Genomic DNA, 26,565 nt, shown 5'->3' with positions numbered 1-26,565 from the left:
CAACATCCTTTCTCGTCTGGGCTTTTCTTTCCTCCCTAGTTTATCATATTCCAACAAAAAGAAGGACTGGATTTCTCCAGTCCTTCTCATCTTGACTACTCTAAATCTTCATTTTTAACTTGTCGAATGAGCTCTTCGATTTTGTTTCCATAATCAATAGACTCATCGCGTTTAAAAATAACTTCTGGTGTTCGATAAAGCGATAAACGAGAACCTAATTCACTACGAATGAGACCTGTTGCCTTGTCTAATCCTTTTTGAACGGATTCGCGTTCACTTGCAAGTTCATTTAATGAACTATAATAAAGTGTCGCAATCTGAAGATCACCTGTTATTTCCACATCTGTTAAGGTAATATTTTGAACCCGTGGATCTTTCACTTCTTTGAGTAAAATATCATTTACCTCACGCAAGATTTGTTGTTTGATTCTTTCTGATCTATATTTTGCCATTTGCTTCACTCCTTGATAAAATTCTGCTATTTTCTAGCGATTTCAACCATTTCGTAAGCTTCAATCACATCATCAACTTCGATATCGTTGAAGTTTTCAATCATCAAACCACATTCAAACCCGTTCTTCACTTCGCGCACATCATCTTTAAATCGTTTCAAACTTGCCAATTCACCATCATGAATTACAATATTATCGCGAATCACTCGAACTTGACTTGAACGCTTAATAACGCCGTCAGTTACAAAGCCACCGCCAATAGTACCTACTTTCGTAACTTTAAAGGTTTCACGAATTTGAACTTGACCGGTTACTTTCTCTTCGTATTCTGGTTCAAGCATACCCTTCATAGCTGTTTCAATTTCGTCGATTGCATTATAAATAATGCGGTGTAAACGAATATCGACTTCTTCAAATTCAGCTTGAATTTTCGCTTGTGGCGTTGGACGAACGTTAAATCCGATTATGATGGCATTACTTGCGGCTGCAAGCGTTACATCACTTTCAGTGATTGCACCTGCGGCTGCATGAATGATACGCACACGTACGCCTTCAACCTCAATCTTTTGCAAACTACCTGAAAGAGCTTCAACCGAACCTTGAACGTCTGCTTTAATAATCACGCCGACTTCTTTTAGTTCTCCTTCACTCAAACTAGAGAATAGGTTATCGATTGTAACACGATTTTGTTTCGAACGTGACTCTTGTTGTGCACGTTTCATACGTTCTTCCCCAACTGAACGGGCTGTTTTTTCGTCTTCAAAAACAACGAATCGGTCTCCAGCTTGTGGAGCTTCGTTTAAACCAGTAATTTCTACTGGCATCGATGGACCGGCTGTTTTAACACGGCGACCTTGGTCATTAATCATCGCTCTAACACGTCCAAAGGTACTTCCAACAACAATAGGATCTCCAATTTTAAGCGTTCCTTGTTGAACAAGAATAGTAGAAATTGGCCCTTTTGTTTTATCTAATCGTGCTTCAATAACAGATCCGATTGCCATACGGTCTGGATTTGCTTTTAACTCTTGAACTTCTGAAACAAGTAAAATCATCTCTAGCAACTCATCGATACCTTGTCCAAATTTAGCAGAGATGTTCACAAAAATGGTATCGCCACCCCATGCTTCTGAAATCAAGCCATGCTCACTTAGTTCTTGCATAACACGATCAGGGTTGGCAGTTGGTTTATCAATCTTATTGACAGCTACGATGATAGGAACATCGGCTGCTTTTGCATGGTTAATAGCTTCAATAGTTTGTGGCATAACACCATCATCAGCTGCAACAACAATAATTGTAATATCTGTAACATCTGCTCCACGTGCACGCATAACGGTAAAGGCCGCATGACCTGGAGTATCCAAGAAGGTTATAGGTTGATCGTTAATTTTAATTTGGTAGGCACCAATATGCTGTGTAATTCCGCCCGCTTCACTCAAACTAACTTTGGTATTTCTTAAAGAATCCAGTAGAGTTGTTTTACCGTGGTCAACGTGTCCCATAATAGTAACAACGGGTGGACGAGTGACCATTGCTTCTTCATTATCTTCTTCTTCAAAGTATACAGATAAATCAGAGATGTCAACTTGTACCTTTTCTTCTGCTTTAATACCATAATCAGCTGCAATAAGTTCTAGTGTTTCAGAATCAAGCGGTTGGTTTTGAGTTGCAACCACGCCCATCATGAACAACTTTTTGATAATTTCTGCTGGTTCACGGTGTAATTTCTTTGCAACTTCTTGAATATTCATTCCATCTGTATAGACAAATACTTCTGGTAACTCACGGAACTTTCTTTGTGGAACCGGTGCTTTTGGTGCACTGTTGGTTCTACGTTTTTTATTTCGATTATTACGTTTATTGAAGCCACCTTTACTTTTGTTGCGGTTACCACCTTGTGAAGGTGTTGGGCTTGGTTTATTTGTTTTTGCTGCTGGTTTAGCTGTTGAACTTGCTGCTGGCCCACTTGTTGCAGTTTTTGGTTTGCTTGTATTATTTGTTTGCGATTTATTTTTTGACGAAGCAGGTGCCTCGCTCTTACCTTTTATAACTTTATCCATATTTTTAATATCCTCATCTCCCATTATTGACATATGGCTTTTAAAGTTTAGTCCTGCTTCATTAGCTTTTTCGATAACATCCTTACTTAACATGTTATGTTCTCTAGCATACTCATAGACTCTTTTTTTACCCATGTCCTCACATCCTTATTTCATAGTATTCGTTCCTTTCAGTTTAAGATAACTGTTCGCAAAGCCTTTATCTGTAAAAGCACAAATTGAACGGCTTTTCCCAATGGCAGAGCTTATCTCGTCAGAGGTAAAAGCAATCTCAAGCGGAACATTGTAGTATAGACATTTATTTGTTAACTTTTCACGTGTATTATCACTCGCTGTTGTCGCCACAACAACTAATTTAGCTTTTCCATTTTGAATAGCTTTTATAGTTAAATCTTCACCCGTAATAAGTTTACCTGCTCGTAGTGCCAAACCAAGCAAGTTCATCTGTTTGTCTTCTGGTGTCATTATAGTAAACTCCTAGCTTTTTGATGGTCGACGTATTCATAAAGTTCACCATAAAAATCATCACTAACAGTCATTCCAAATTGACGATCTAACAAATGTTGCTTTTTAGCCTTTTCGACTAATGTAGGCTCCATGGAGATATAAGCACCACGACCGTTCTTTTTACCAGTTGGATCGATTGCTAACTCTCCTTTTGGTGTTTTAACGATTCGAATCATTTCTTTCTTTGGTTTCATCTCATTCGATACAATGCAACGGCGCATTGGAACTTTCTTCTTCATCAATCATCACCTCTTATTGTCCAGCTTCATCTAAAAGCTCACTGTAATCTTGCTCAGGATCAGCTTCAATATCTGAAATTTGCTCTTCAACCTCTTCAGCGTTGTAAATATGTTCACCGATTTCTTCTGTCTTAATGATATCATCTGCTTCGGTCATTTCTTCAAGTTCTTCTACTAAGGCAGGTTCTTCCTTGATAGCTTGTTGCGATTGAATAAGTAAACGATTGTAGTCGGCTTCTGACTTGATATCGATTTTATAACCGGTTAGCTTAGCAGCTAAACGTGCATTTTGCCCTTTTTTTCCAATTGCTAAAGACAATTGATAGTCAGGAACAACAACGGTACAGCTATTGTTTTCTGGATGGAAATCCACACGAACAACTTGAGCTGGGTTTAATGCATTCCCTATGTAAGTTGCTGGATCTTCACTCCACTCAACAATATCCATATTTTCTCCACGCAATTCGTTAACGATTGCTTGTACACGCTGGCCACGTGGTCCTACGCAGGTTCCAACTGGGTCAACGTTTTCGTCGCGTGAACGAACAGCTACTTTTGAGCGATCGCCAGCTTCGCGAGCAATTGAGACAATCTCAACAACGCCATCATAGATTTCAGGCACTTCTTGTTCGAATAAACGTTTTAATAAATCTGGATGGCTACGACTTACAAAAACTTGTGGCCCCTTAGAGGTGTTTTCAACCTTTGTCACATAGACTTTTATACGATCACGTGCTTGGTACTCTTCTCCGGGGATTTGTTCCTGTTTAGCAAGAACTGCTTCAATTTTACCTAGATTTACATAAATATAACGTGAATCTTGACGTTCAACCACTCCGTTTAAAATGTCGTTTTCATAAGCGATAAATTCATCATAAATAATGCTGCGTTCTGCTTCACGAATTCGTTGCATAATGACTTGTTTGGCTGTTTGAGCGGCAATCCGTCCAAAGTCTTTCGGTGTTACTTCAAAGCGAATTTTATCGCCTATTTCATAAGCTTTATTCATTTCTAAGGCATCTTTTATGTCAACTTCTAGCGTCGAATCAAAAACCATCTCGACAACTTCCTTAACAGAATAAACGTTAATATTACCAGTATCGGTATTAAATTCTACTTCAACGTTTTGGGCTTGACCATAGTTACGCTTGTAAGCTGATACAAGTGCCGCTTCCAGTGCGCTTGCTACGATTTCCTTAGAAATACCTTTCTCTTTTTCTAATACATCAAGAGCATTCAGCATCTCTTTATTCATTCCTTATGTCACTCCTTACTGTTTCTTAAAATTTAATTGCCAGTCTCGCTTTTGCAATTATTTTTCGTGGTATTTCAATAATTTTTGTACGTGTTTTAATTTTTACTTCTAATCTTACAGTTTCGTCTGTCACTGAAAGAAGTGTTCCTTCATAAAATTTTTCACCTTCAAAATTTTGGTAAAATGAAAAATGCACGTAGCTTCCAATCGCCTCTTGCAAGTCTTTTTCTGTTTTTAATGGCCGTTCAGCTCCAGGTGAGGATACTTCTAAAAAATATGCTTGCGGAATTGGATCCGGTTCAATCGCGTCCATTTTCTCACTGAGTTGCTCACTCACCCAAGCACACTCTTCAATATCAATCCCACCTGGTTTATCAATATAGACACGCAAAAACCAATTCTTACCTTCTTTTAAAAACTCTATATCAACTAATTCAAAATGACGACTCTCAACAATTGGTGTGACCAATTCTTCTACAATCTCAACTACTCGACTCACAAAAACCCTCCCTTTTGTTTAAAAAACCATTATGTTTAGTCAATTCATATAAAAGGAGTGAGCGTCTCCGCTCACTCCCCCCTAGTTCTAATTCTTAGATAATCATACACTAAAAACGTGTTATTTGCAAGAAAACAGCTATCTATAAGACTTTCTTTTAAAAATCGAACAATGATAATTGATTTTCATCGGGTAAACCAATTAAAACATCATTTTCATCCATATATTCAATAACAGTTTTAGAAACTTTCCCTCTTTTAGCTAGGTCTTCTTTAGATAAAAAAGGTTGCTCTTGGCGTGCTTGGACAATTTGCTTAGCAACATTATCTCCAAGACCTGCAATCGTACGAAATGGTGCAAGTAAACTGTTACCATCAATTGTAAAATCACGTGCATCTGATTTTTCAATATCAACCATTTTAAAAGTAAAACCACGTTCAACCATTTCGTTAGCAATCTCTAAAACGGTTAATAAATTCTTTTCTTTTACAGAAGCGTCTAACCCTTTATCTATAATTTCTTTCATCTTTATTTTAATTGCATCCTTACCTTCTACCATCGCAACTAAATCAAAATCAGTCGCTCGGATTGAAAAATAAGCAGCGTAATATAAAAGAGGATCATGGACTTTGAAATATGCAACACGCAAAGCCATTAGAACATAAGCAGCCGCATGTGCTTTAGGAAACATATATTTAATTTTTAAACATGATTGGATGTACCACTCAGGGATCGCCTTGGCACGCATTTCAGCCTGCCACTCAGCAGGAATTCCTCTACCTTTCCTAACGTGTTCCATAATGTTAAATGCTAATCCATCTTCTAATCCGTGATGAATTAAATAAACCATAATATCATCCCGGCAACCAATCACGTCTGCCAATGGAATATTTTTTTCTCTAATTAACTCTTCAGCATTCCCTAAGTAAACGTCTGTTCCGTGTGATAATCCTGAAATTTGTAATAACTCAGCAAAAGTCGAAGGCTTGGTTTGTTCCAACATACCACGTACAAAACGGGTACCAAATTCAGGGACTCCGAGTGTTCCTGTTTTACTCAATATCTGTTCCGGAGTAACTCCCAAGACTTCTGTACCGCTAAATATCTTCATGACTTCTGGATCATTAGGCGGGATGGTTTCTGGATCAATTCCTGATAAGTCTTGTAACATACGAATCATGGTTGGATCATCATGTCCAAGAATATCCAGTTTTAAAACATTATCATGAATGGAGTGGAAATCAAAATGCGTCGTTTTCCACTCTGAAGATTGGTCATCAGCCGGGAACTGAATCGGTGTAAAATCATAAACATCCATGTAATCGGGAATAACAATAATTCCTCCCGGATGCTGGCCAGTTGTACGTTTTACACCTGTAAACCCTTTAGCCAAGCGATCTACTTCGGCAGCTGAATAATTTTTTTCATGATCTCGTTCAAACCCTTTTACATAACCATACGCCGTTTTATCAGCTACCGTACCAATTGTTCCAGCACGATACACGTAATCCTCACCAAACAGTTCTTTTGTATAGGCATGTGCTTGGGCTTGGTATTCTCCAGAAAAATTCAAATCAATATCAGGAACCTTATCGCCGTAAAAACCCAAAAAGGTTTCAAAAGGAATATCATGGCCATCTTGATCCATTCTGGTACCGCATTCTGGACAGTTCTTTTCTTCTAGGTCAAAACCTGATCCAATCGATCCATCTAAAATGAAATGATTATAAGAACAATTTGGACACCGGTAATGAGGGGGAAGAGGATTTACTTCTGTTATCCCGGTCATCGTAGCTACAAAACTGGATCCAACTGATCCCCGTGAACCTACTAGATAACCATCTTGATTACTTTTTAAAACTAATTTCTGAGAAATAAGGTAAATGACAGCGAAACCATTACCAATGATACTTTTCAATTCCTTTTCAAGACGTTTTTCAACAATTTCTGGTAAAAAATCTCCATAAAGGCGTTTGGCTTCCGTATAAGCTAGCTCACGGATTTCTTCATTGGCACCTTCAATATTTGGCGTAAACAGTTCGCTTTTTATAGGAGTCATTTCTTCAATGCTATCAGCTATTTTATTTGTATTATCGACAACAATTTCCTTGGCAAGTTCTTTTCCAAGAAACTGGAAGTCATTCAGCATTTCATCAGTCGAACGAAAATGCGCTTCTGGCAAGTTTAATTCTTTTCCTTGATTAATTTTTAATGAACCTACTAATATTTCACGGTAAACGGCGTCTTCTCGATTTAGGTAATGCACATTACCAGTCGCAACAACTGGCTTTTGCATTTCTTGACCAATTGAAACAATTTCGCGAATGATTTCTTCTAAATCGGCTTCATTTTTAACTAACTCATTTTGAAGAAGAGGCTTATAAACATCTTTAGGCATAACTTCAATAAAATCATAGAATTTAGCACGCTCATGAGCCTCATCTCTTCCTTTTTGCATCATCGCTTCAAATATTTCGCCATTACTACAAGCAGATCCAACAAGTATATTTTCACGATACTCTATTAATAGACTGCGTGGAATTCTAGGGGTACGGTAAAAATATTCTACGTTAGAAGCACTAATCAGCTTAAACAAATCTTTTAAACCCGCTTGATTTTTAGCTAATAGAGTAGCATGGAATGGACGTGCGCGTTTATAGGCATCACCTTTTCCGACCCCACTATTTAATTCATCATGGTAATGGATATTAAATTCATCTTTAGCTTCTTTTATAAAAATCCAGCACAAATGGCCCGTTGTCTCCGCGTCAAAAACAGCACGGTGATGTTGTTCTAAATTAACATTATAACGTTTTGCTAAAGTGTTTAAGCGATGAGACTTCATATGTGGATGTAGAAAGCGCGAAAGTTCTAACGTATCTATAACAGGATTTGGTGCATCGGACATGCCATTTCGTTCATAACTTTTGTTAAGAAAAGCCATATCAAAAGAAGCATTGTGTGCGACTAATATGGCATCTTCACAAAACTCTTTAAATTTCGGAACCACATCTTCTTCTGGTGGAGCATCTTTTAACATACTGTCGGTAATACCGGTTAAGCGGATAATGGTTTGTGATAAGGCAACCCCTGGATTAATGAAGGCCTCAAAGGTATCAATTACATTTCCTTTGTACATTTTAACGGCAGCCAATTCAATGATACGGTCATAAACGGCTGAAAGACCCGTTGTTTCAACATCAAAAACGACATAAGTGTCTTCGGCTAATTCACGGTGAACCGGATTATAAGCTACCGGCACACCATCATCTACAACATTTGCCTCAATACCGTACAATATCTTAACCCCATGTTTTTGACCAGCAGCGTGCGCATCAGGAAAAGATTGTGCACCAGCGTGATCGGTAATAGCAATTGTCTTGTGGCCCCATTTAGCAGCTTGAGCTACATAGTCGCCAATACCATTGGTTGCATCCATTTGACTCATATTCGAATGCAAATGAAGCTCCACGCGTTTTTCGCCTTCTGGCGCACGGTCCAGGCGCTCGGGCACATAAACTTCATTAACGTCGCGCCCATTAATAACTAAATCCCGCATAAAGGTGTCTTCTTGAACGTTACCCCGTACCCTTACCCATTTCCCTTTGGTTACTTTTTCAAAATTTTGTTCATCTTGTTCATTATTTGAGAAAATCTTAACCGTAAAGGATGAGGTGTAGTCAGTTATTTTAAAAATAAGTAATTTTCGTCCGGATCGCAGTTCACGAATTTCACTGTCAAAAATATTTCCTTGCACGACAACAGATCGCTCTTCTTCCGTAATCGTTAACATCTGACGTAATTCTACTTTCTCTGGGATGCGACTTCCTAATTGAATAGGGCCTACTGCCCCACCTTCATTGCGTTTACCTTGTTCAGTTTCTTGAATGGCTAAACTTTCTTCTGCTTGTTTAATCATCATTTCTTCTTGTTCTTGTTTACGTTCTCTATACTCTTGGTGCATCAGTTCAGAAGCTTCTTTATTAATATCTAACTGAATTTGGAATTCGGGAAAGCCTAAAACTAGAAAACTTTGTTGAAGGATAGCCAAATAATTATCTTTTAAGTGATTCTTGGTAATTTCATTGGATAATGTTAAGGTCACTACATTATTTAAAATAGCAGGGACATTATTATTAAGAATGCCACTCACTACGGGTGAGGAAATATTGCTACGGACAACTGCTAATTGCCAATAGTCGCTAATTTTTTCGTCAGTCACTTTTGGTTGACGCGTTTTAATACGTAAATCTACTGCCGCAACATGTTTAAAAGATGTTTTTAAACGGGTTGCTAACAGTTGGAAAACTTCAAAAGGTAAAATATCATCAAACTTCAAAACGAAAACCCACTGTTTAGCCTTCTTATACACCAAAACCTGATCAACAGAACCATTTTCTAAATAAGGAAGGTAGTCATATTCATGTTGGAGGTTAAGTTGTTCTAATAATTTTTGAAACAATTGCTTTTTATTCAAACTTTTAACCTACTTTCTACTTTTAAGCCAATAAAAATTCAAAGAGTTCATGAAATGAAATCTTTGAATTTTCTGCTCATTTATTAACCAAAAAAGAACCGTTGGATATCATTCCACGTAATAACAACCATTAAAAGAAGGAGCATGACAACGCCTATCAATGTAATGATGCTTTCTTTTTCAGGTTCAAGTGGTTTTCCTCTAACACCTTCAACAAGATTTAAAAGGAGTTTGCCACCATCAAGTGCTGGGACCGGTAAGAGGTTAACTGTTCCTAGATTGACACTTAAATATCCGAGAAAGCTTAAAATACTCATAAAACCATACCCAACCACCTCTTCTGTAGCTGCATAAATAGCTACTGGTCCACCAAAGGCATTTACATCAAACCCTCTTGTAAACATAGAGCCTATCAAACTAAAAATAGACGTAATAATAAACCAGGTTTGAGTAAAGCCATAAATAATCTTACTAGAAAAAGATCTTTCAATAGCTTGCATAATACCAATCTGGCCATATTCATTGCCATCTTCGTCTGTTTGAATGCTCGGCGTAATCGAAACTTCTTTAACAGAATCGTCGGATTGTGACTTTACTTTTAATAATAAAAGTTCATTCGGACTCGATTGAATCGTTTGAACCAGCTCAGGCCATAACTTAACTTCTTGACCATTGATAGCAGTCACTTGATCACCCTCTTGTAATCCTGCCTCTTGAGCTGGACTATTGGGACTAATCTCGCCAATTCGGCTTTCATTAACTAGAACGCCACCTTGAATAAAAGCAATAGCTGAGAAAACAAGAATACCTAGAATAAAATTGTTCATAGGTCCAGCAAAATTTGTCATCATTCGTTTAAGTAAAGGAGCAGATTGGAATTGCACATCTAAAGGTGCAACTTGTACTTGAGTGCCATCTGGTTCAGTTATTAAAGCGTCGCGTTTAACTGTATACCGAACCAAACCATCACGACCGGCAACATTTCCTTCTAGGTACATATCTTTATCAAGGTCATAAGCAACAAGCTCCATTGGGACACCATCTAATTGTTGTTTATCACTCAAATCGATTTCAGTAATCGTATTGGCATCATCTAATTTAATTTTAACCAACATGCCTGCACGTAATTCCATCTCGTCATCCCCGTAACCAGCCATGCGAACATAGCCGCCTAAAGGAAAAATACGGACGGTGTAGGTAGTGCCGTTTTTCCTATGTGAAAACATTTTAGGTCCCATCCCAATTGCAAATTCACGTACAAGGATACCAGCTTTTTTGGCAAAGTAAAAATGTCCGAACTCATGAATAATAACTAAAATACTAAAAATAATTAAAAAGATTAAAATCGTCTGTAACAAAAAACCACTTCCCATTCTCTGATGAATTATTGAACAATAAGTAAGATGATTTGAAATAAAGGCATAACAAACAGTGTACTATCAAATCGATCTAAAATACCACCATGACCTGGTAATAGTTTTCCCGAATCTTTGACTTCGAAATAACGTTTATAAGCAGACTCTGTTAAATCACCCAATTGCCCAAAAACAGACATGACTCCTGCGAGTAGCATGATCATGACAATCGAGAAATTGAAAGGATTATAGAACTGCATATAAATGATACTGACTATAACTGCTGTTATAATTCCACCTACTGCTCCTTCAATGGATTTATTCGGACTAATAACGGGAGCCAATTTATTTTTGCCTAGCTTCATACCAATAGCATAAGCACCAATATCAGTGGACCAAATAACTAACATTACAAACATGACCATATAAAAACCAATTTCTGCTGTTTGAATAAAATAATGGAATCCTGTACCGATATACAAAGAAGCCAGTAATAAAACGCCAGCATCATCAAAAGTAAACGTGTTGCCTGAAAATACGGTTATTAACATCAACGCCATTGCATAAACAAAATAAAGGTTCCACATGCTTAATCCATTAGGAATAAAAGTCAACCATTCTTCCGGTAAAATGATTAAAACCGTCATAAGAGAAGTCAATAAACCTGTGATTGAAAAAAAAGATAGTTTTTTCATATTAAACAATTCTGAAATACCTATCAAACCCAGAACTAAGGTCCCTACTGTTAAAGGCCAACTGCCTATCCAAACAATGGGTAAAAAAATCATTAGTCCGATAATACCGGTAATAATTCTTGTTTTCATCCTATTCCTCACAATCCGCCAAAACGGCGATTTCTATCTTGATAGTCCGCAATAGCAGATTCTAAAGTGGCATTTGTAAAATCAGGCCAGTATACATCTGTAAAGTAGAATTCACTGTAGGCAATTTGCCAAAGCAAAAAGTTACTAATTCGAATTTCACCACTTGTTCGAATAATCAATTCAGGATCATGATAGGGTCCAAGTTTATTTGTAAAAAGAGCCTGCGATATAAAGGTTTCATCGATTTCATCTGCGGACACTTCCCCCGCAGCCACTTTTTGGGCAACCTGTCGTGTCATTTCGACAATTTCTTGTCGAGAACCATAATTAAGTGCAAAATTTAATATCATTCCGGTATTGTTCTTTGTCTTTTCAACAGCCTGCAATACGGCATCTTTTGTCTTTTCAGGTAGCTGTTCATTCCAACCAATGGTCATCACACGAATATTATTTTTGATTAGGTCACCCATAAAAACATCAAAAAAATCAACCGGCAAACTCATCAAATAAGAAACTTCATCCTTAGGACGTTTCCAATTTTCTGTCGAGAATGCATAAAGAGTTAAAACCTTGACGCCTATTTCTTGGGCATGAATCGCAATTTTTTTTACTGTATTCATTCCTTCTTTATGCCCGTATACTCTAGGCATAAAGCGTTTTTTTGCCCATCTACCATTTCCATCCATAATAATTGCAATATGTTTGGGTATTTGTCCGTCTTTTTTAAAAGACAAATCCTTTTTTTTATCTAAAAGAGCCATTTTATTACCTGCCTTCAACTGATTCACTTATCCCATTTTATCAGACTATTCTTCCTTTACCAATAAAGAATGCCATATTAAAGGTTAATTTAATATTACAAAAAATGGCCAAGACGTGAGGTCTCAGCCACCTTATTCCTTATTTTTCTAATAGCTCTTCTTCTTTATCAGCTGCTATTTTATCGATACGTTTTGTACTCTTATCCGTGATTTCTTGCACTTTTTTCTCATTTACATGTAATTCATCTTCGGAGATATCGCCACTTTTTTCAGCTTTTTTCAATGCATCAATGGCATCACGACGGATATTACGAACGGCTACTTTCGCATTTTCGCTATTTTTTCCAACTTGTTTCGCAAGTTCTTTTCTGCGATCTTCAGTTAGAGCTGGAATAACTAAGCGGATTAAAGTACCATCATTTGTGGGATTAATCCCTAAATCACTTTGGTAAATGGCACGTTCAATATCGGAAAGAATTGATTTATCATAAGGTGTGATTGTTAGCATACGTGCTTCTGGTACATTGATAGAAGCAAGTTGGTTTACTGGTGTTGGTGCACCGTAGTACTCCACTTCTAATCGTTCTAGCAAACTTGCGTTTGCTACACCCGCACGAATTCTGCCTAACTCACGTTCTAAAGCTTCTTCTGCTTTTTTCATACGATCACTAGCATCATTTAATATATCTAACATTAATTGTTCCCCCTAACAGTAGTTCCAATTTCTTCTCCCATTATAACACGACGAATGTTACCTGGGTTATTTAAATTAAAGACCACCAACGGAATATCGTTGTCCATGCTCAAGGAGCTTGCTGTTGAATCCATGACTTGCAACCCTTTAGAAATAACATCTAAATGTGTCAATTCAGTAAATTTAACTGCATTGAGGTCTTTTTTTGGATCGGCTGAATATACGCCATCAACATTATTTTTTGCCATTAAAATCACATCTGCGCCAATTTCTGCTGCACGTAATGCAGCTGTCGTATCAGTTGAAAAATAAGGATTACCAGTACCACCAGCAAAAATAACAACCCGACCTTTTTCTAAGTGACGGATGGCTTTTCTTCTAATATACGGCTCAGCAATTTGGCGCATTTCAATAGATGTCTGAACACGAGTTGGAACACCCGCATTTTCTAAGACATCTTGTAGTGCTAACGAGTTCATAACCGTTGCGAGCATTCCCATATAATCTGCTTGTGCACGTTCCATTCCCATTTCAGCGCCAGTCGTACCACGCCAAATGTTACCTCCACCAACGATAATAGCGATTTCGACACCAAGTGCTTGCACTTCTTTAATCTCTTCCACCATTTCTTTAATGACTGGGGGATTGATGCCGAAGCCAGCGCTACCGGCTAAGGCTTCACCACTTAGTTTTAAAATGACACGCTTATATTTGGGTTGATCCATCGTTTTTTCCTCCATGTGTTTAATCCGGAATTTATAATCTATAGTGAGAGAGCCTGAGACAATTGCCTCAGGCTCTTTTCAACTTATTATTGTTTGATTTGGCTCATAACTTCTTCTGCAAAGTTTTCTTGACGTTTTTCAATTCCTTCGCCGACTTCAAAGCGAACGAATGATAAAACAGAACCGTTTTTAGATGCCACATATTTAGAAACCGTTACATCTGGATCTTTTACAAATGCTTGGTCGTTCAATGAGATTTCTCCCAAGAATTTATTCAAGCGACCAACAATCATTTTTTCGACAATATTTGCTGGTTTTCCTTCATTAAGAGCTTGTTCACTTAATACTTTCTTTTCATGCTCAATAACATCAGCAGGAACTTCTTCACGAGAAACATATTTTGGATTAATTGCTGCTACGTGCATTGCAACTTCCTTCGCAGTTTCTTCGTCTGCTCCTTCAAGAAGTGTTAACGCAACAATGCGTCCACCTTGGTGAATATATGAACCGAATGTTTGTGAATCAGTTTTTTCAAGCAAAGTAAAACGACGTAGAGAAATTTTTTCTCCGATAACAGTAGTAGCGTTAGTAATTTTATCGCTTAATGTTCCGTCGTCAGTTGAAAGTTCTAAAGCAGCTTCTAAATCAGCTGGTTTATTTTCGAGAATCAATGCTGTAATTTCTTTAACGAGTGCTTGGAATTTGTCATTTTTAGCAACGAAGTCCGTTTCAGCATTAATTTCAACTGCAACTGCAGTATTACCATCGATAGCAACATTTGCTAACCCTTCAGCTGCGATACGGTCAGCTTTTTTAGCAGCTCTTGCCATACCTTTTTCTCTTAGATAGTCAACTGCAGCATCCATGTTACCTTCTACTTCTACAAGTGCACGTTTTGCGTCCATCATTCCAACGCCTGTCATGTCACGTAGTTCTTTAACTTGTTTTGCGGAAATTTGTGCCATTATTAAAGTCCTCCTGTAATTTATATTTTTTCATATAAAAACTGCCTCAAAATAGAGAGAGATTTTGGCTTTTCTGCAATATCTTCCTTATTTATGAGACAGCCGTTTTAGATTCCTATCATTCAATCATTAAAAGCTTATGCCTTTACGTTGTCGCCTTCAACAACTTCAACAATTTCTTCTAGAGAAGTTGCGTCTTCTGCAGCTTCAGTAAATGCTTTTTCGACTTCTTGATCTGCACCTTGATTACCTTCGATGAAAGCATCAGCCATTTTACCAGTAATTAATTTAACTGCACGAATTGCATCGTCGTTAGATGGGATAATAACATCAATCTCATCTGGGTCACAGTTTGTATCTACCATAGCTACAATTGGAATGTTAAGTTTGCGTGCTTCTTGCACTGCAATTTTTTCTTTTCTTGGGTCTACGATAAAAATAACATCTGGAATTCTTGGCATATCTTTAATACCACCTAAGAATTTTTCAAGACGTTCTTGTTCTTTAACTAGAATTCCTACTTCTTTTTTAGGTAGTAATTCAAAAGTACCGTCTTCTGCCATTTTTTCGATTTCTTTTAGACGTTTGATACGTTTTTGGATTGTATCCCAGTTAGTCAAAGTTCCACCTAACCAACGGTGGTTAATGTAGTATTGACCTGAACGAATCGCTTCGTCTTTAATTGAGTCTTGAGCTTGTTTTTTAGTTCCTACGAAAAGAGCAACGCCACCGTCTTCAGCGACATTTAGCATATATTTATACGCTTTGTCCACTAGTTTTACTGTCTTTTGTAAGTCGATAATATAGATACCATTTCTTTCTGTAAAGATATATGGTTTCATTTTTGGGTTCCAACGACGTGTCTGGTGACCGAAGTGAACACCTGATTCTAGCAATTGTTTCATTGAGATAACTGCCATGCTTAATTCCTCCAATATGGTTTTTTATTTTCCTCCCCCGGCTTCATTTACTAGAATGACTTCCTAAGAAGCACCCATCCTTGTATCCGCAGAGGTGTGAAATAGAGTGCCGAAGCACCGTAATCAATTATACTACGAATTAAAAAAAAAGCAAGAATTATATTTATAAGATTAAATTTGTTTTTCTTCTTGAAATATATGTGTGCTTAACGCATACTAACTAGTAGCAATTTAATCATTGGAGGTCAGTCCATATGTTTTATAATACTGTTGTTCGTCTTGTACAATTCTTATTGTTTTTATTAACAGGTAAAACTGATATACAAAATAGAGAAAACTTACCAGTAGATCGCGCATTTATTTTAGCAGCCCCCCATCGAAGTTGGATTGATCCGCTTTATATTGCTGTAGCTGCATACCCACATACGTTTGCAACTATGGCTAAACAAGAGTTGTTTGACCGGAACAGACTTCTAAACTGGTTGATCCGAAAAATGAATGGGATTCCTGTTAACCGAGATAATCCTGGTCCTAGCGCTATTAAACAACCGGTTACTATTCTAAAAGAAAGGAAAATGAACTTTTTAATTTTTTCTACAGGAACTCGGTATGATTCCCAAGTTAAAGGTGGGACAACAGCCATTGCTCGCTTAGCAAAAGCCCCTATTATTCCTGTTGTTTACCAAGGCCCATTTACATTTAAGGAACTTTTAATGCGTAAAAAAGGCCATGTTTATTTCGGGACACCCATTGAACTTCCTCCCGGACGCTTGACTAAGGAAGAAATGGCTGGTTTTGATCAAGAACTTCAAAATAGCTTTGATAATTTAGATCACAAAATAGATCCAGACTTTTCTTTTGATTACAAGAAGAAATAAAAACACTCCAAACTGATGGAACTCGGTTTGGAGTGTTTTTTATACTATTTTTTCTTCTTAGTTGCTGCTTTAGATTGTGCTTTCATAGAAGCCATGATTTGCTTAACTTTACGCTCTGACGGTTTTTGTCCCATTTGCATCATCATACCGCGTAGCATTTCTTCTGAAATTGGTGGATTTTCTTGAAAGTAGTTCATCATATAACGACGTGATAAGAAAAACCCTCCAACTGCTCCGAGAAGGATTCCTATAATAACAATTAATATCCAAGCTCCAGTACTCATTTTATCTCCTCCTTCCGAACGTGTTCATTTAGTAATATTACAAGAAGTTACGAGAAAAAGAAATAGAAATCCGTCATTTCCTTGCTTTATTTTTAAATAGCGAACGTTTGTTTGATTTCAGCTAAACCCTGTGCTACAATTAGCACATAAAATAGTAACGGAGATGATGCAAATATGGCTGGAAATAAAGATACGCGCCAGATGCAGGTCCTACATTTCATTTATAACCAAGTCCAAGAAAAAGGATATCCACCAACCGTTCGAGAAATTGGAAACGCGGTAGACCTTTCCTCGACATCGACTGTTCACGGTCATTTGTCACGTTTAGAAAAAGCTGGATTTATTTTTAGAGATCCAACCAAACCTCGGGCTATTGAAGTAACCGAATTAGGTCTTAGCAAATTAGGAATTAAAAGTATTCACATGCCTTTATTAGGAGTAGTTACCGCCGGTGAGCCAATACTTGCTGTCGAGGAAGCGACTGACTTCTTTCCTATCCCACCCAATTTAAATAATATTTCTGAAGATTTGTTCATGTTAAAAATTAGAGGCAATAGTATGATTAAAGCCGGTATTTTAAATGATGACTCAGTTATTGTCCGAAAACAAACCTCCGCTTCAAATGGTGAAATTGTTATTGCTATAACCGATGAAGATGAAGCGACATGCAAACGTTTCTTCAAAGAAAAAGATTATTTCCGTCTTCAACCCGAAAATGACAATATGGACCCGATTATTCTTAATGATGTTCATATTTTAGGTAAGGTTGTAGGTCTTTATCGCAGTCATATTAATTAAGGTTAAAAAAGAGCTAGCTTTCGCTAGCTCTTTTTTTAGTATTCCATTAGCGTTTTAATATTATACCCTTTAATTTTATCGCGACCTTTTAAATCAAGCAATTCAATTAAAAAGGCTAACCCAACAACTTCCCCACCAAGCTTTTCAATCAATTCAACTGTCGCTAAAGTCGTTCCCCCTGTTGCTAGTAAATCATCGCATACTAGTACTTTTTCGCCAGGAAGAACGGCATCGGCATGGAGTTGCAAGGTTGCTTTACCGTACTCCAAACCATAATCAACCTCCACTGTTTCTCGCGGAAGTTTTCCTTTCTTTCGCGCCATGGCAAAGCCACACGTTAGCCCCACCGAAACAGGGCAACCAACCATAAATCCACGCGCTTCTGGTCCGACTACTTTGTCTACTCCTAAATCTTTTGCAAATTCAACGATTTGATTTATAGCATATTTATAGGCTTCTCCATCTTGCATTAAAGGTGAAATATCACGAAATATAATACCTTCTTCTGGGAAATCTTTCACATCAGTAATATAATCTTTTAAATTCATCGACAATTCCTCCTGTAAGAATCCGTTTTATTTTTTTAACCAATCTGACAATTGCGAAAAATCACTATAAATAAACATTTTTTCAGCTTCTAAATTTTTTATTCTCTCTTGGTAAACGCTTGTTTGAGTTAAATCTGCTTTTTCAGGTTTTAAAACCGGATTTAATACTCCGTCTTTTATTGTAACAAATTTTGCTTCTAAAAACACCTGAATCATAAAAATCAGCTGCCCTTTTTCGACTTGTAGATAAGCTGAGAGCGCATCTATTTTTTCTCGAATCGCCATGTCTTTACGTAAATATAAGTATTTATACACTTTCCCGAAAATATCTTTACTAGGAAGACCTTGTTCTTGAATCGATGCAACTGGGAAGGCATAGACATAATAATTTTGGAATACATGTGTTTGAAGAAAAGCATCTAAAATATCCAAATTCGTTGGACAATCAAGTAAGACTAAATTATTTAACGAAGCCGGAAATGGCGGGATATCATCATCGCTTTCTAATAAAACAGCCATTGACTGAACAGGTAGCTGCTCACTCATTTTGTCAAAAAATACTTGGTTAAAAAATAAGTAAACACTATTTTTATGTCTAATAGAATGAGGATTAAATTTTGACTGTCGTCCATCGAAGAATTGTGGACCATTTATTTTAAAATCTTTCAGTTGTAATTGCGGTTTAGATCTATCTCGCCATGTATTAATACTCAATTCGCCAAGTGCGGAGATAGGAACATTATTGGTTAAATAACTAGCGGCTTGCCCTTTATTAAAACCTATGACATCCAACGTATCTGTATCTGCTTGTAAAACAAGTTTTAAATGCTTTTGATCTGCACCAATTTGCTTTACTTGAGTCGCAGCGACCGACTCAAAACCAAACATCGGCTTTGGGTTATCCGTTCCAAAAGGTCTTAAAGTATCAATTTCCTGTAAAAAAGAAAGAGAAACTTCTTTAATCTCAAGGATTTCATCTATTCTTACTCGATTCCCTTTTTTTATCTCTTGATGGTAGCTAGCTGCATAGGTTGTAATGGTTTCGATAAAATCAGCAATGTTTTCAGTTAATAAACTAAGTCCGGCAGCCATCTTATGCCCACCAAATTTTATTAAGGTGTCTTCAGTAGCAGATAAAGCCTTAAATAAATGTAACGCTTCTATACTACGTCCCGAACCTTTCGATACACCTGTATCAGGATTTGTGTGCAATAAAATAGTCGGCCTTCCTGTTTTTTCAACAATACGGCTGGCGACAATACCTAAAACACCTTCGTGCCAATCAGCATCCTCTAAAACAATGATATCTGGTAATGTTTCAAATTCAGCTATTTTTTGCTGGGCAGAGTCAGTGATTTTATTAACGATTTCCTGCCGCTTATTATTAATGTCTTGTATTTGCTCAATTAACTTGGTTAACTCCTCTTCATCAAATGACAATAAAAGTTCTACACCAGGCCCAGCATCACCTAATCTTCCAAGTGCATTCAGGCGTGGACCAATTATAAATCCGATGGTTTCTTCGTTAATCGTGCTTATCTCAACGCCGGCTTTTTCAAATAAAAGATGCAGTCCGATTCGCTCAGTATTTTTAAGCATTTCAATCCCTTGTTTAACAATCCAACGATTTTCATCTGTTAAACTTACTAAATCAGCTACAGTCCCAATAGCCGCCATATCCATGAATTCATAAGGGATTCGTTCCATTAAAGCGGCTACTAGCTTTAATGCGACACCTGCACCTGACAAGTCTTTAAAAGGGTAACTTCCGTCAGGATGTCTTGGATGAACAATCGAAAAAGCTTTAGGAAGCGTTGTTGGCAATTCATGATGATCTGTAATAATGACATCAACACCTTGAGCCATTGCCATTTCTACTGCTTCATGACCACTCACACCATTGTCACAGGTGATAATTAAATTATTTTCTTCAGAAATAAAGCGTTTAAAAACCTCTACATTAGGGCCGTAACCATCTTCAAAGCGATTAGGTAAGTAATAAGAAACATTCCCTCCCATTATTTCAATCGCTTCAACTAAAATTGCTGTACTGGTTATACCGTCAGCATCATAATCACCATAAATAAGGATCTTTTCACCAGTTTCAATTGCAGTCAGAATACGTTGAACTGATTTCTCCATACCGTACATGAGTAAAGGATCATTGAACAGAGGCGCTTCAGGTTGGAGAAATTCTGTCAGTTTTTCTTGTGTATCTATTCCACGCGTCAGACACAGTTTGATAAAGGTCTCACTATAATCTGTTGTCTTTTTTAAAGTTGCTACTTTTTCATAATCTAAAGATTCACCTAATAATTCCCAATTTAATTTTGAATCTAGCAATTATTTACCTCCTTTATCAATTTTTACTAACTACAAACACGCCCACGTCATCAAAACGTAGGCGTGTTCACTTATAAAATATACTTGGACTTAAGACTGGTCGGGATGACTTCCATCGGGGTAATCAGATTTTGTCTGCACAACTGGACTCTCTTGTGTTGCATTTTTATTTTGCTCAATGATTGTAGTTAAGGTTTGAATACGATTTTCGTATTGGGCTCTTACTTTTTTTATTGCTTCTTCTGTTTCAAACTCCTGGTTATCAATCTTTTCTCGTAACGATTTTAACTCTCTCTTATCGTGTCTAGTAGAACTAGTAGTAACAATTAAAGTGAGAATTGAACCGAGTAATAAAGAAATCGTGATAACGATAATTAAAGGAGCACGTACTTCTCCAAAACCGTAACTAATCGGAACACCGTCCCCATTTAATATCGCAAAGATTACAATTAAAATCACAATCAAGAGTGCAATTAACAAACGCCATTGATTTTTCATGAAAATCCCTTCCCATCTTATACATTAGCTTATTTGTCCAATAAGATATCAAATTCATCATAATCGTTAACCATGCAAGTATGCGAGAAGACTTGACGAGCATCTTCTTGCATTTGCTTTTGGTCTTTAGCCAGATAGCGTGAACTGATATGTGTTAAATAAAGTTGTTTAGCACCTGCTTCTTTGGCAACTAAGGCTGCATCTATGCAAGTCGAGTGATAGTAGTCACGAGCGAATTTTTGATTTTCTTTCGCAAAGGTTGATTCGTGTACTAAAACATCCGCATTTAAAGCTAGTTCGAAACTCTTATCGGTTCGTTTTGTATCCCCGATAATCGTTACAATTCGCCCTGATATGGCTTCTCCAATATAGTCTTTCCCATCTATGGTACGTCCATCAGCCAGAGTCACTGTTTCGCCATTTTTTAACTTGCCATAAAGTGGCCCCGCTGGAACATTGTTTGCACGTAATTCATCAACTAATAATTCCCCTGGATATTCGGCTTCATGAATCCGATAACCGTAAGATGGGATACCATGTGCTAACTTCCCACACGTTACTTTAAACTGATTGTCTTCAAAAATAACGCCATCTTCATAGATTTCATGAAAGAAAATTGGATATCTTAGATGTGATTGTGACACTCGAAGCGCCGTTAAAACGAACTCTTTAATACCTTTAGGTCCATAAATGGTTAAAGGCGTATCTCCTCCTTGGAAGGCACGGCTACTAAGAAAACCCGGAAGACCATAAATATGATCTCCGTGAAGATGAGTAATAAAAACTTTAGTAACCTTACGAGGTTTCAGAGATGTTTTTAAAATACGTTGCTGGGTTCCTTCTCCACAGTCAAACAACCAAATTTCATTTCTTTCGTCTAATAGTTTTAACGCAATACTACTTAAATTTCTAAGTGTAGACGGAACACCGGCTCCAGTCCCCAAAAACTGTATTTTCACATTTGACACTCATTTCTCTAATCGACAAATTCGAATTCATAATCGAGGATGCGAACAAGGTCGCCGTCCTCAGCTCCTCTGGAACGTAACAGCTCATCAATTCCTAATCCTCTTAATTGACGTGCAAAACGCATGGTGCTTTCATGGTGATCAAAATTAGTCATCTTCAATAGACGTTCAATTTTTTCGCCACCTAAAACCCAGGTTGCGTCTGGATCGCGCGTCACAGTAATCTCATCGGCACTACCCTCTAATTGGTAAAGTACTGATTTTTCTACTTCTTCTTCATCAAATAATGGGAAAGGATCCGTTGTCTCAACTAAATCAGCTGTATAGTTTATTAACGGCTCTAGCCCTTGATGTTGGTAAGCAGAAATTTCAAAAACTTTTGGAACGTCTTGATCTTTAAATTTGTCTTCAAGTTGTTTTTTAAATGTTTTCAAGTTCTCTTCTGCACCGGGTACATCCATTTTATTTGCTACAATAACTGTCGGACGGTCTAGCAAGCGCAGTTCATAACTTTCTAATTCCTTGTTTATCTTTTCATAATCATCGAAAGGATCGCGCCCTTCAGTCGCACCCATATCAATAACATGTAAAATAACACGGGTTCGTTCAATATGGCGCAAGAATTGAATACCAAGTCCTACTCCTTCAGAGGCTCCTTCAATTAAACCTGGTAAATCTGCCATAGCAAATTGAATACCATTTTGAGCTTGTACCATACCAAGGTTTGGAACAAGAGTTGTGAAATGATAATCGGCAATTTTTGGCTTAGCCGAAGAAACAACAGATAGAATGGTTGATTTTCCAACTGATGGAAAGCCAACCAGTCCAACGTCTGCAATTACTTTTAACTCTAATTCTAATACTAACTCTTGGCCTGGCTCACCGTTTTCAGCAATAGCGGGTGCTGGGTTACGGTGGGTGGCAAATTTAATATTTCCACGTCCACCACGTCCACCTTTTGCAACAACTAACTCTTGGCCAATCTCGGTTAAATCTCCTAAAAGTTCTTGCGTTTCAGCATTACGAACGACTGTACCTGGCGGTACTTTGACGTATAAATCTTTTGCAGACTTACCATATTTACTTTTACTCATTCCATTTTCTCCGGGAATTCCCCGGAAATGACGATTGTAACGAAAATCTAACAAGGTCCGCAAACCGCCATCTACTACGAATATTACACTTCCGCCGTGTCCGCCGTCCCCACCTGCTGGTCCACCGTCTGGCACATACTTTTCACGTCTGTATGCAACCATTCCGTCTCCACCTTTACCGGCGATAACGTTAACACGTGCGTGATCTAAAAACATTGACATATTTATGTCCCCACATTTCTTATCTAATTAAAATAAATTTTTCTTTTATCTCATCCTTAATTTACCACAACCAAGTGAATTCATAAAGAATAATTGTTTTCAAAACGAAAGACTGGGAAATTCGTCCCAGTCCATTCCGATTATTTCGTGACTATTTTTCTTACATCAGCAAAATCTAAAATAAAGTTTGCAACAAACGCTAAGGTATTTAAACGGTTTTCTTTTATTTTCGAGTCGTCTACCATGACCATATTTTCATCAAAATAATTAACAATATAAGGAGCCAAATTTTCTAAAGCTGTATATTTTTCTTCAATTGTTGCTGAGTCCCAAATAGTTGCCAGATGATTCGCCTGCACATATAGATTTTTTTCACTCGTTGTTTCGAATAGATCTGCGTCGATTACCAGTTCTTTGTTTACATTTTTAGAGATATTGATGACGCGAGCAAGAGCTTCAATAACTTCTTTGAAATTCGTATCTCCATGGTGACGATTCAAGACACGTGCTTGTTTAATTAAAGCGAGTAAGTCATCATTTTTTGCATGTAAAATTGCTTCTTGTATATCATGGGCAATTTGGTATGTTTGCAATTTTTGAAGAATACGATTTTTGGCAAAATGAGCGATTCCTGTTATTAGTTTCTCAATTTGCGCAGGCTCTTTTAGACCATAAACATTTTTTAAAATAAGTTGAAGCAATTGACCTAGTGAAAAAGACCAGTTTCTTGATTCAATAATTTGAACAATCCCAATCATTTGGCGACGTAGCGCATAGGGATCGTTGGAACCAGTAGGAATCATTTCTTGTTTGAAGAAACTAATAATACTATCAAGTTTGTCTGCTATCGCTAAAATTGCACCAATTTCCGATTCAGGTAGTTTGCCCTCGCTCGTTAAAGGCAAATAATGTTCACGTATGGCTATTGCCACTTCTGGGTCTTCTCCAGCCATCAGTGCATATTTTTCTCCCATTATACCTTGTAGTTCTGGAAACTCACCAACCATATTACTAACCAAGTCGAATTTATAAATGTGTGCAGCACGTTTTAAATGCGCTACCTTTTCAGGTTGAAGGGAAAAAACTTCCGCTAAAAGCGTTGCTATTTGCTCAGTATTATTCATTTTATCAGCTAAAGAACCAATTTCAGCGTGAAAAGCTATTGTTTCAAGTCGTTTAACGGATTGCTCAATGGCTATTTTTTTATCTTCCTCGTAGAAAAATAGACCGTCTTCTAAACGAGCTACCAACACTTTTTCGTTTCCTTTTCTAACATTTTCAATATAATCAGTATTTCCATTTCGAACTGATACAAAATATGGCAACAAGTCTCCTTTTTGATCGGTAACTTGGAAATAACGTTGGTGATCTTTCATGGAAGTAATTAGCACTTCTTTTGGTAAAACAAGATATTTTTCAGCAAAACTTCCTGAAAAGGCAGTAGGATACTCTACAAGTGAAACAACTTCCTCTAATAAGTTGTCATCTTTAGGAATAACCCAGTTATGAACCTCTTCTAGATGAGCGAGTTGTTTTTTAATCATCGCTTTGCGCTCATCTAAATCCGCAATTACAAATTGTTCACGTAGTTTTTCCGCATAATGGTCGGCATGATCAATCACTGCCTCTTGACCTAAAAACCGGTGCCCTTTAGAAATTCGGTCTGAATGGATTCCTATGAATGAGCAAGGAACAATATCCGCTCCAAATAACACCACTAACCAGTGAACAGGACGAATAAACTCAAACCGTGAACTTCCCCAATGCATCGTAACCGGGAAAGTCATCGATGCAATCACCTCGGGTAAAGTTTGTAAAATTTCTTTACTAGCATTTCCTTTGATTTCTTTATTAACGTGAATATAGTCAACACCTTTTATGGATTCAAAGTAAATATCTTCCGTAGTCAGCCCTTGACCGCGTATAAATCCTTGCGCTGCTTTCGTCCAATTACCATCTGCATCAAGTGCAATTTTCTTTGAAGGGCCTTTTGCTTTTTCAGTAATATCTTCTTGTTTATCAGCTAAATCTTTAATTTGAACCGCAAATCGTCTAGGCGTTGCATAGGTTTGAACTTCACCAAATGTTAGTCTATTTTCTTTTAGGAACCGGACAACTCTTTCCTTTAATTGTTCACTCGATGAACGAACGAATCTTGCCGGTACTTCTTCCAAACCAATTTCCAACAAAAATGTTTCTGTCATTTTACTTCCTCCTTCAATAAACGTTCCCGTTCATCAACTGAAAGAAGCGGGTAACCTAATTCTTTTCTTTTTTCAACAAAGGCAAGCGCAATTTTTCGAGCCATATTTCGAATACGTCCCAGATAGCCCGCTCGATCAGTGGCTGAAATCATTCCTCTTGCATCTAGCATATTAAAAGTGTGAGAGCATTTTAAAACATAGTCATAAGCGGGATGAACCAAACCGTTTTCAATTTGTTTTAATGCTTCGGTATTGTAAGCATCAAACAATTGAAAAAGTAACTCTGGATTACTCTCTTCAAAGGCATAAGTGGATTGTTCAAATTCAGGTTGGTAAAAAATTTCACCATATTTCACACCTGTCGTCCATTCCAAGTCATAAACACTATCCACATCTTGTATATAAGAAGCAAGACGCTCGATTCCATAAGTTAATTCACTGGTAACTGGATCGCAAGCTAGTCCACCTACTTGCTGGAAATAGGTAAATTGGGTAATTTCCATCCCATCTAACCAGACTTCCCATCCTAGTCCAGCACACCCGAGTGAAGGATTTTCCCAATTGTCTTCTACAAAGCGGATATCATGTTCAAGCGGGTTAATTCCAAGCGCTTCTAAACTTTTTAAATATAGTTCTTGGATATTAGAAGGAGAAGGTTTCATCACTACTTGAAATTGATGGTGTTGATATAAGCGATTGGGATTTTCCCCGTAACGGCCATCAGCAGGGCGGCGTGATGGTTCGACGTAAGCGGCATTCCATGGTTCCGGACCGATTGCACGCAAGAAGGTGTAAGGACTCATAGTACCAGCGCCCTTTTCTGTATCATATGCATTTAATAGGAGACAACCTTGATCTGCCCAATAATTTTGCAATATTTGAATCATTTTCTGAACGGTAATCGTTTCTTTCATCATTCATTCTCCTCTTCGCATCTAATTGCATTTTTTTTGCGTGTAAACATAAAAATACTCGTCCCTATGCTGCACGCT

At 37.4% G+C, this 26,565-nt stretch carries 24 protein-coding genes; 2 read left to right on the top strand and 22 right to left on the bottom strand.

The window, feature by feature from the left end; genetic code table 11:
• Positions 1 to 95: 95 nt before the first annotated feature.
• From rbfA to rpsB, 14 genes are all read right to left on the bottom strand, one after another.
• On the bottom strand, positions 96 to 452 hold the full coding sequence (gene rbfA, locus BW727_RS04005; protein ID WP_062469345.1) for a 30S ribosome-binding factor RbfA: 357 nt from the start codon (positions 450 to 452) through the stop codon (positions 96 to 98).
• 26 nt (positions 453 to 478) lie between these two features.
• Positions 479 to 2,650, bottom strand: a complete 2,172-nt coding sequence (infB, locus tag BW727_RS04000) for a translation initiation factor IF-2 (RefSeq protein ID WP_062469348.1) — start codon at positions 2,648 to 2,650, stop codon at positions 479 to 481.
• Between the two features lie 12 nt (positions 2,651 to 2,662).
• The gene (locus BW727_RS03995; RefSeq protein WP_062469351.1) at positions 2,663 to 2,980 is read right to left on the bottom strand and encodes a L7Ae/L30e/S12e/Gadd45 family ribosomal protein; all 318 of its coding nucleotides are present in this window, start codon (positions 2,978 to 2,980) and stop codon (positions 2,663 to 2,665) included.
• Complete coding sequence (rnpM, locus tag BW727_RS03990) at positions 2,980 to 3,264, bottom strand: RNase P modulator RnpM (protein WP_062469354.1); 285 nt, start codon at positions 3,262 to 3,264, stop codon at positions 2,980 to 2,982. Before rnpM ends, BW727_RS03995 begins: the two co-directional genes overlap by 1 nt.
• 10 nt (positions 3,265 to 3,274) lie before the next feature.
• A complete protein-coding gene (nusA, locus tag BW727_RS03985; RefSeq protein WP_062469358.1) occupies positions 3,275 to 4,516 on the bottom strand; it encodes a transcription termination factor NusA in 1,242 nt (413 codons plus the stop codon).
• A gap of 25 nt (positions 4,517 to 4,541) precedes the next feature.
• Entirely contained in the window at positions 4,542 to 5,015 is a 474-nt protein-coding gene (rimP, locus tag BW727_RS03980) for a ribosome maturation factor RimP (RefSeq protein WP_062469361.1), read from the bottom strand.
• A gap of 157 nt (positions 5,016 to 5,172) precedes the next feature.
• Complete coding sequence (locus BW727_RS03975; RefSeq protein WP_062469364.1) at positions 5,173 to 9,492, bottom strand: PolC-type DNA polymerase III; 4,320 nt, start codon at positions 9,490 to 9,492, stop codon at positions 5,173 to 5,175.
• 83 nt (positions 9,493 to 9,575) lie between these two features.
• A complete protein-coding gene (rseP, locus tag BW727_RS03970; protein WP_062469367.1) occupies positions 9,576 to 10,850 on the bottom strand; it encodes an RIP metalloprotease RseP in 1,275 nt (424 codons plus the stop codon).
• A gap of 26 nt (positions 10,851 to 10,876) precedes the next feature.
• Positions 10,877 to 11,671 (bottom strand): phosphatidate cytidylyltransferase, encoded by a 795-nt coding sequence (locus BW727_RS03965; RefSeq protein ID WP_062469369.1) that lies wholly within the window; start codon positions 11,669 to 11,671, stop codon positions 10,877 to 10,879.
• 8 nt (positions 11,672 to 11,679) lie between these two features.
• On the bottom strand, positions 11,680 to 12,432 hold the full coding sequence (locus BW727_RS03960; RefSeq protein ID WP_062469459.1) for an isoprenyl transferase: 753 nt from the start codon (positions 12,430 to 12,432) through the stop codon (positions 11,680 to 11,682).
• Between the two features lie 139 nt (positions 12,433 to 12,571).
• Positions 12,572 to 13,126, bottom strand: coding sequence for a ribosome recycling factor (frr, locus tag BW727_RS03955; protein WP_062469372.1), 555 nt, complete (start codon positions 13,124 to 13,126; stop codon positions 12,572 to 12,574).
• Complete coding sequence (gene pyrH / locus BW727_RS03950) at positions 13,126 to 13,851, bottom strand: UMP kinase (protein ID WP_062469375.1); 726 nt, start codon at positions 13,849 to 13,851, stop codon at positions 13,126 to 13,128. The genes frr and pyrH overlap by 1 nt, the downstream gene beginning before the upstream one ends.
• A gap of 86 nt (positions 13,852 to 13,937) precedes the next feature.
• A complete protein-coding gene (gene tsf, locus BW727_RS03945) occupies positions 13,938 to 14,816 on the bottom strand; it encodes a translation elongation factor Ts (protein WP_062469379.1) in 879 nt (292 codons plus the stop codon).
• 137 nt (positions 14,817 to 14,953) lie between these two features.
• On the bottom strand, positions 14,954 to 15,736 hold the full coding sequence (rpsB, locus tag BW727_RS03940; RefSeq protein ID WP_062469382.1) for a 30S ribosomal protein S2: 783 nt from the start codon (positions 15,734 to 15,736) through the stop codon (positions 14,954 to 14,956).
• A gap of 254 nt (positions 15,737 to 15,990) precedes the next feature.
• Here rpsB and BW727_RS03935 point away from each other — a divergent pair, with 254 nt between their 5' ends.
• Positions 15,991 to 16,614 (top strand): lysophospholipid acyltransferase family protein, encoded by a 624-nt coding sequence (locus tag BW727_RS03935; protein WP_062469386.1) that lies wholly within the window; start codon positions 15,991 to 15,993, stop codon positions 16,612 to 16,614.
• 44 nt (positions 16,615 to 16,658) lie between these two features.
• Here BW727_RS03935 and BW727_RS03930 read toward each other — a convergent pair whose 3' ends face one another.
• A complete protein-coding gene (locus BW727_RS03930) occupies positions 16,659 to 16,898 on the bottom strand; it encodes a YneF family protein (RefSeq protein ID WP_062469387.1) in 240 nt (79 codons plus the stop codon).
• A gap of 174 nt (positions 16,899 to 17,072) precedes the next feature.
• Here BW727_RS03930 and lexA point away from each other — a divergent pair, with 174 nt between their 5' ends.
• On the top strand, positions 17,073 to 17,696 hold the full coding sequence (lexA, locus tag BW727_RS03925) for a transcriptional repressor LexA (RefSeq protein WP_062469390.1): 624 nt from the start codon (positions 17,073 to 17,075) through the stop codon (positions 17,694 to 17,696).
• Between the two features lie 35 nt (positions 17,697 to 17,731).
• Here the strand turns inward: lexA and BW727_RS03920 are convergent, their stop codons facing one another.
• The 7 genes from BW727_RS03920 to glyQ form a co-directional block, all read right to left on the bottom strand.
• A complete protein-coding gene (locus BW727_RS03920; protein WP_062469393.1) occupies positions 17,732 to 18,244 on the bottom strand; it encodes an adenine phosphoribosyltransferase in 513 nt (170 codons plus the stop codon).
• A 27-nt stretch (positions 18,245 to 18,271) separates the two neighbouring features.
• Positions 18,272 to 20,587 (bottom strand): single-stranded-DNA-specific exonuclease RecJ, encoded by a 2,316-nt coding sequence (gene recJ, locus BW727_RS03915; protein ID WP_062469396.1) that lies wholly within the window; start codon positions 20,585 to 20,587, stop codon positions 18,272 to 18,274.
• A 90-nt stretch (positions 20,588 to 20,677) separates the two neighbouring features.
• Entirely contained in the window at positions 20,678 to 21,085 is a 408-nt protein-coding gene (locus BW727_RS03910) for a LapA family protein (RefSeq protein WP_062469399.1), read from the bottom strand.
• A gap of 29 nt (positions 21,086 to 21,114) precedes the next feature.
• The gene (gene rnz / locus BW727_RS03905) at positions 21,115 to 22,044 is read right to left on the bottom strand and encodes a ribonuclease Z (protein WP_062469402.1); all 930 of its coding nucleotides are present in this window, start codon (positions 22,042 to 22,044) and stop codon (positions 21,115 to 21,117) included.
• 17 nt (positions 22,045 to 22,061) lie between these two features.
• The gene (obgE, locus tag BW727_RS03900) at positions 22,062 to 23,369 is read right to left on the bottom strand and encodes a GTPase ObgE (RefSeq protein ID WP_062469406.1); all 1,308 of its coding nucleotides are present in this window, start codon (positions 23,367 to 23,369) and stop codon (positions 22,062 to 22,064) included.
• A gap of 140 nt (positions 23,370 to 23,509) precedes the next feature.
• Positions 23,510 to 25,573 carry a glycine--tRNA ligase subunit beta gene (glyS, locus tag BW727_RS03895; protein ID WP_062469410.1) on the bottom strand — a complete coding sequence of 688 codons (2,064 nt, stop codon included), beginning with the start codon at positions 25,571 to 25,573 and terminating at the stop codon, positions 23,510 to 23,512.
• Complete coding sequence (gene glyQ / locus BW727_RS03890) at positions 25,570 to 26,487, bottom strand: glycine--tRNA ligase subunit alpha (protein WP_062469412.1); 918 nt, start codon at positions 26,485 to 26,487, stop codon at positions 25,570 to 25,572. Before glyQ ends, glyS begins: the two co-directional genes overlap by 4 nt.
• Positions 26,488 to 26,565: the final 78 nt, after the last annotated feature.

The organism is Jeotgalibaca dankookensis (assembly GCF_002005405.1).
GTDB lineage: Bacteria > Bacillota > Bacilli > Lactobacillales > Aerococcaceae > Jeotgalibaca > Jeotgalibaca dankookensis.
The sequence above is the reverse complement of the archived record's forward strand: the minus strand, read 5'-3'. Positions and strand labels throughout refer to the sequence as shown.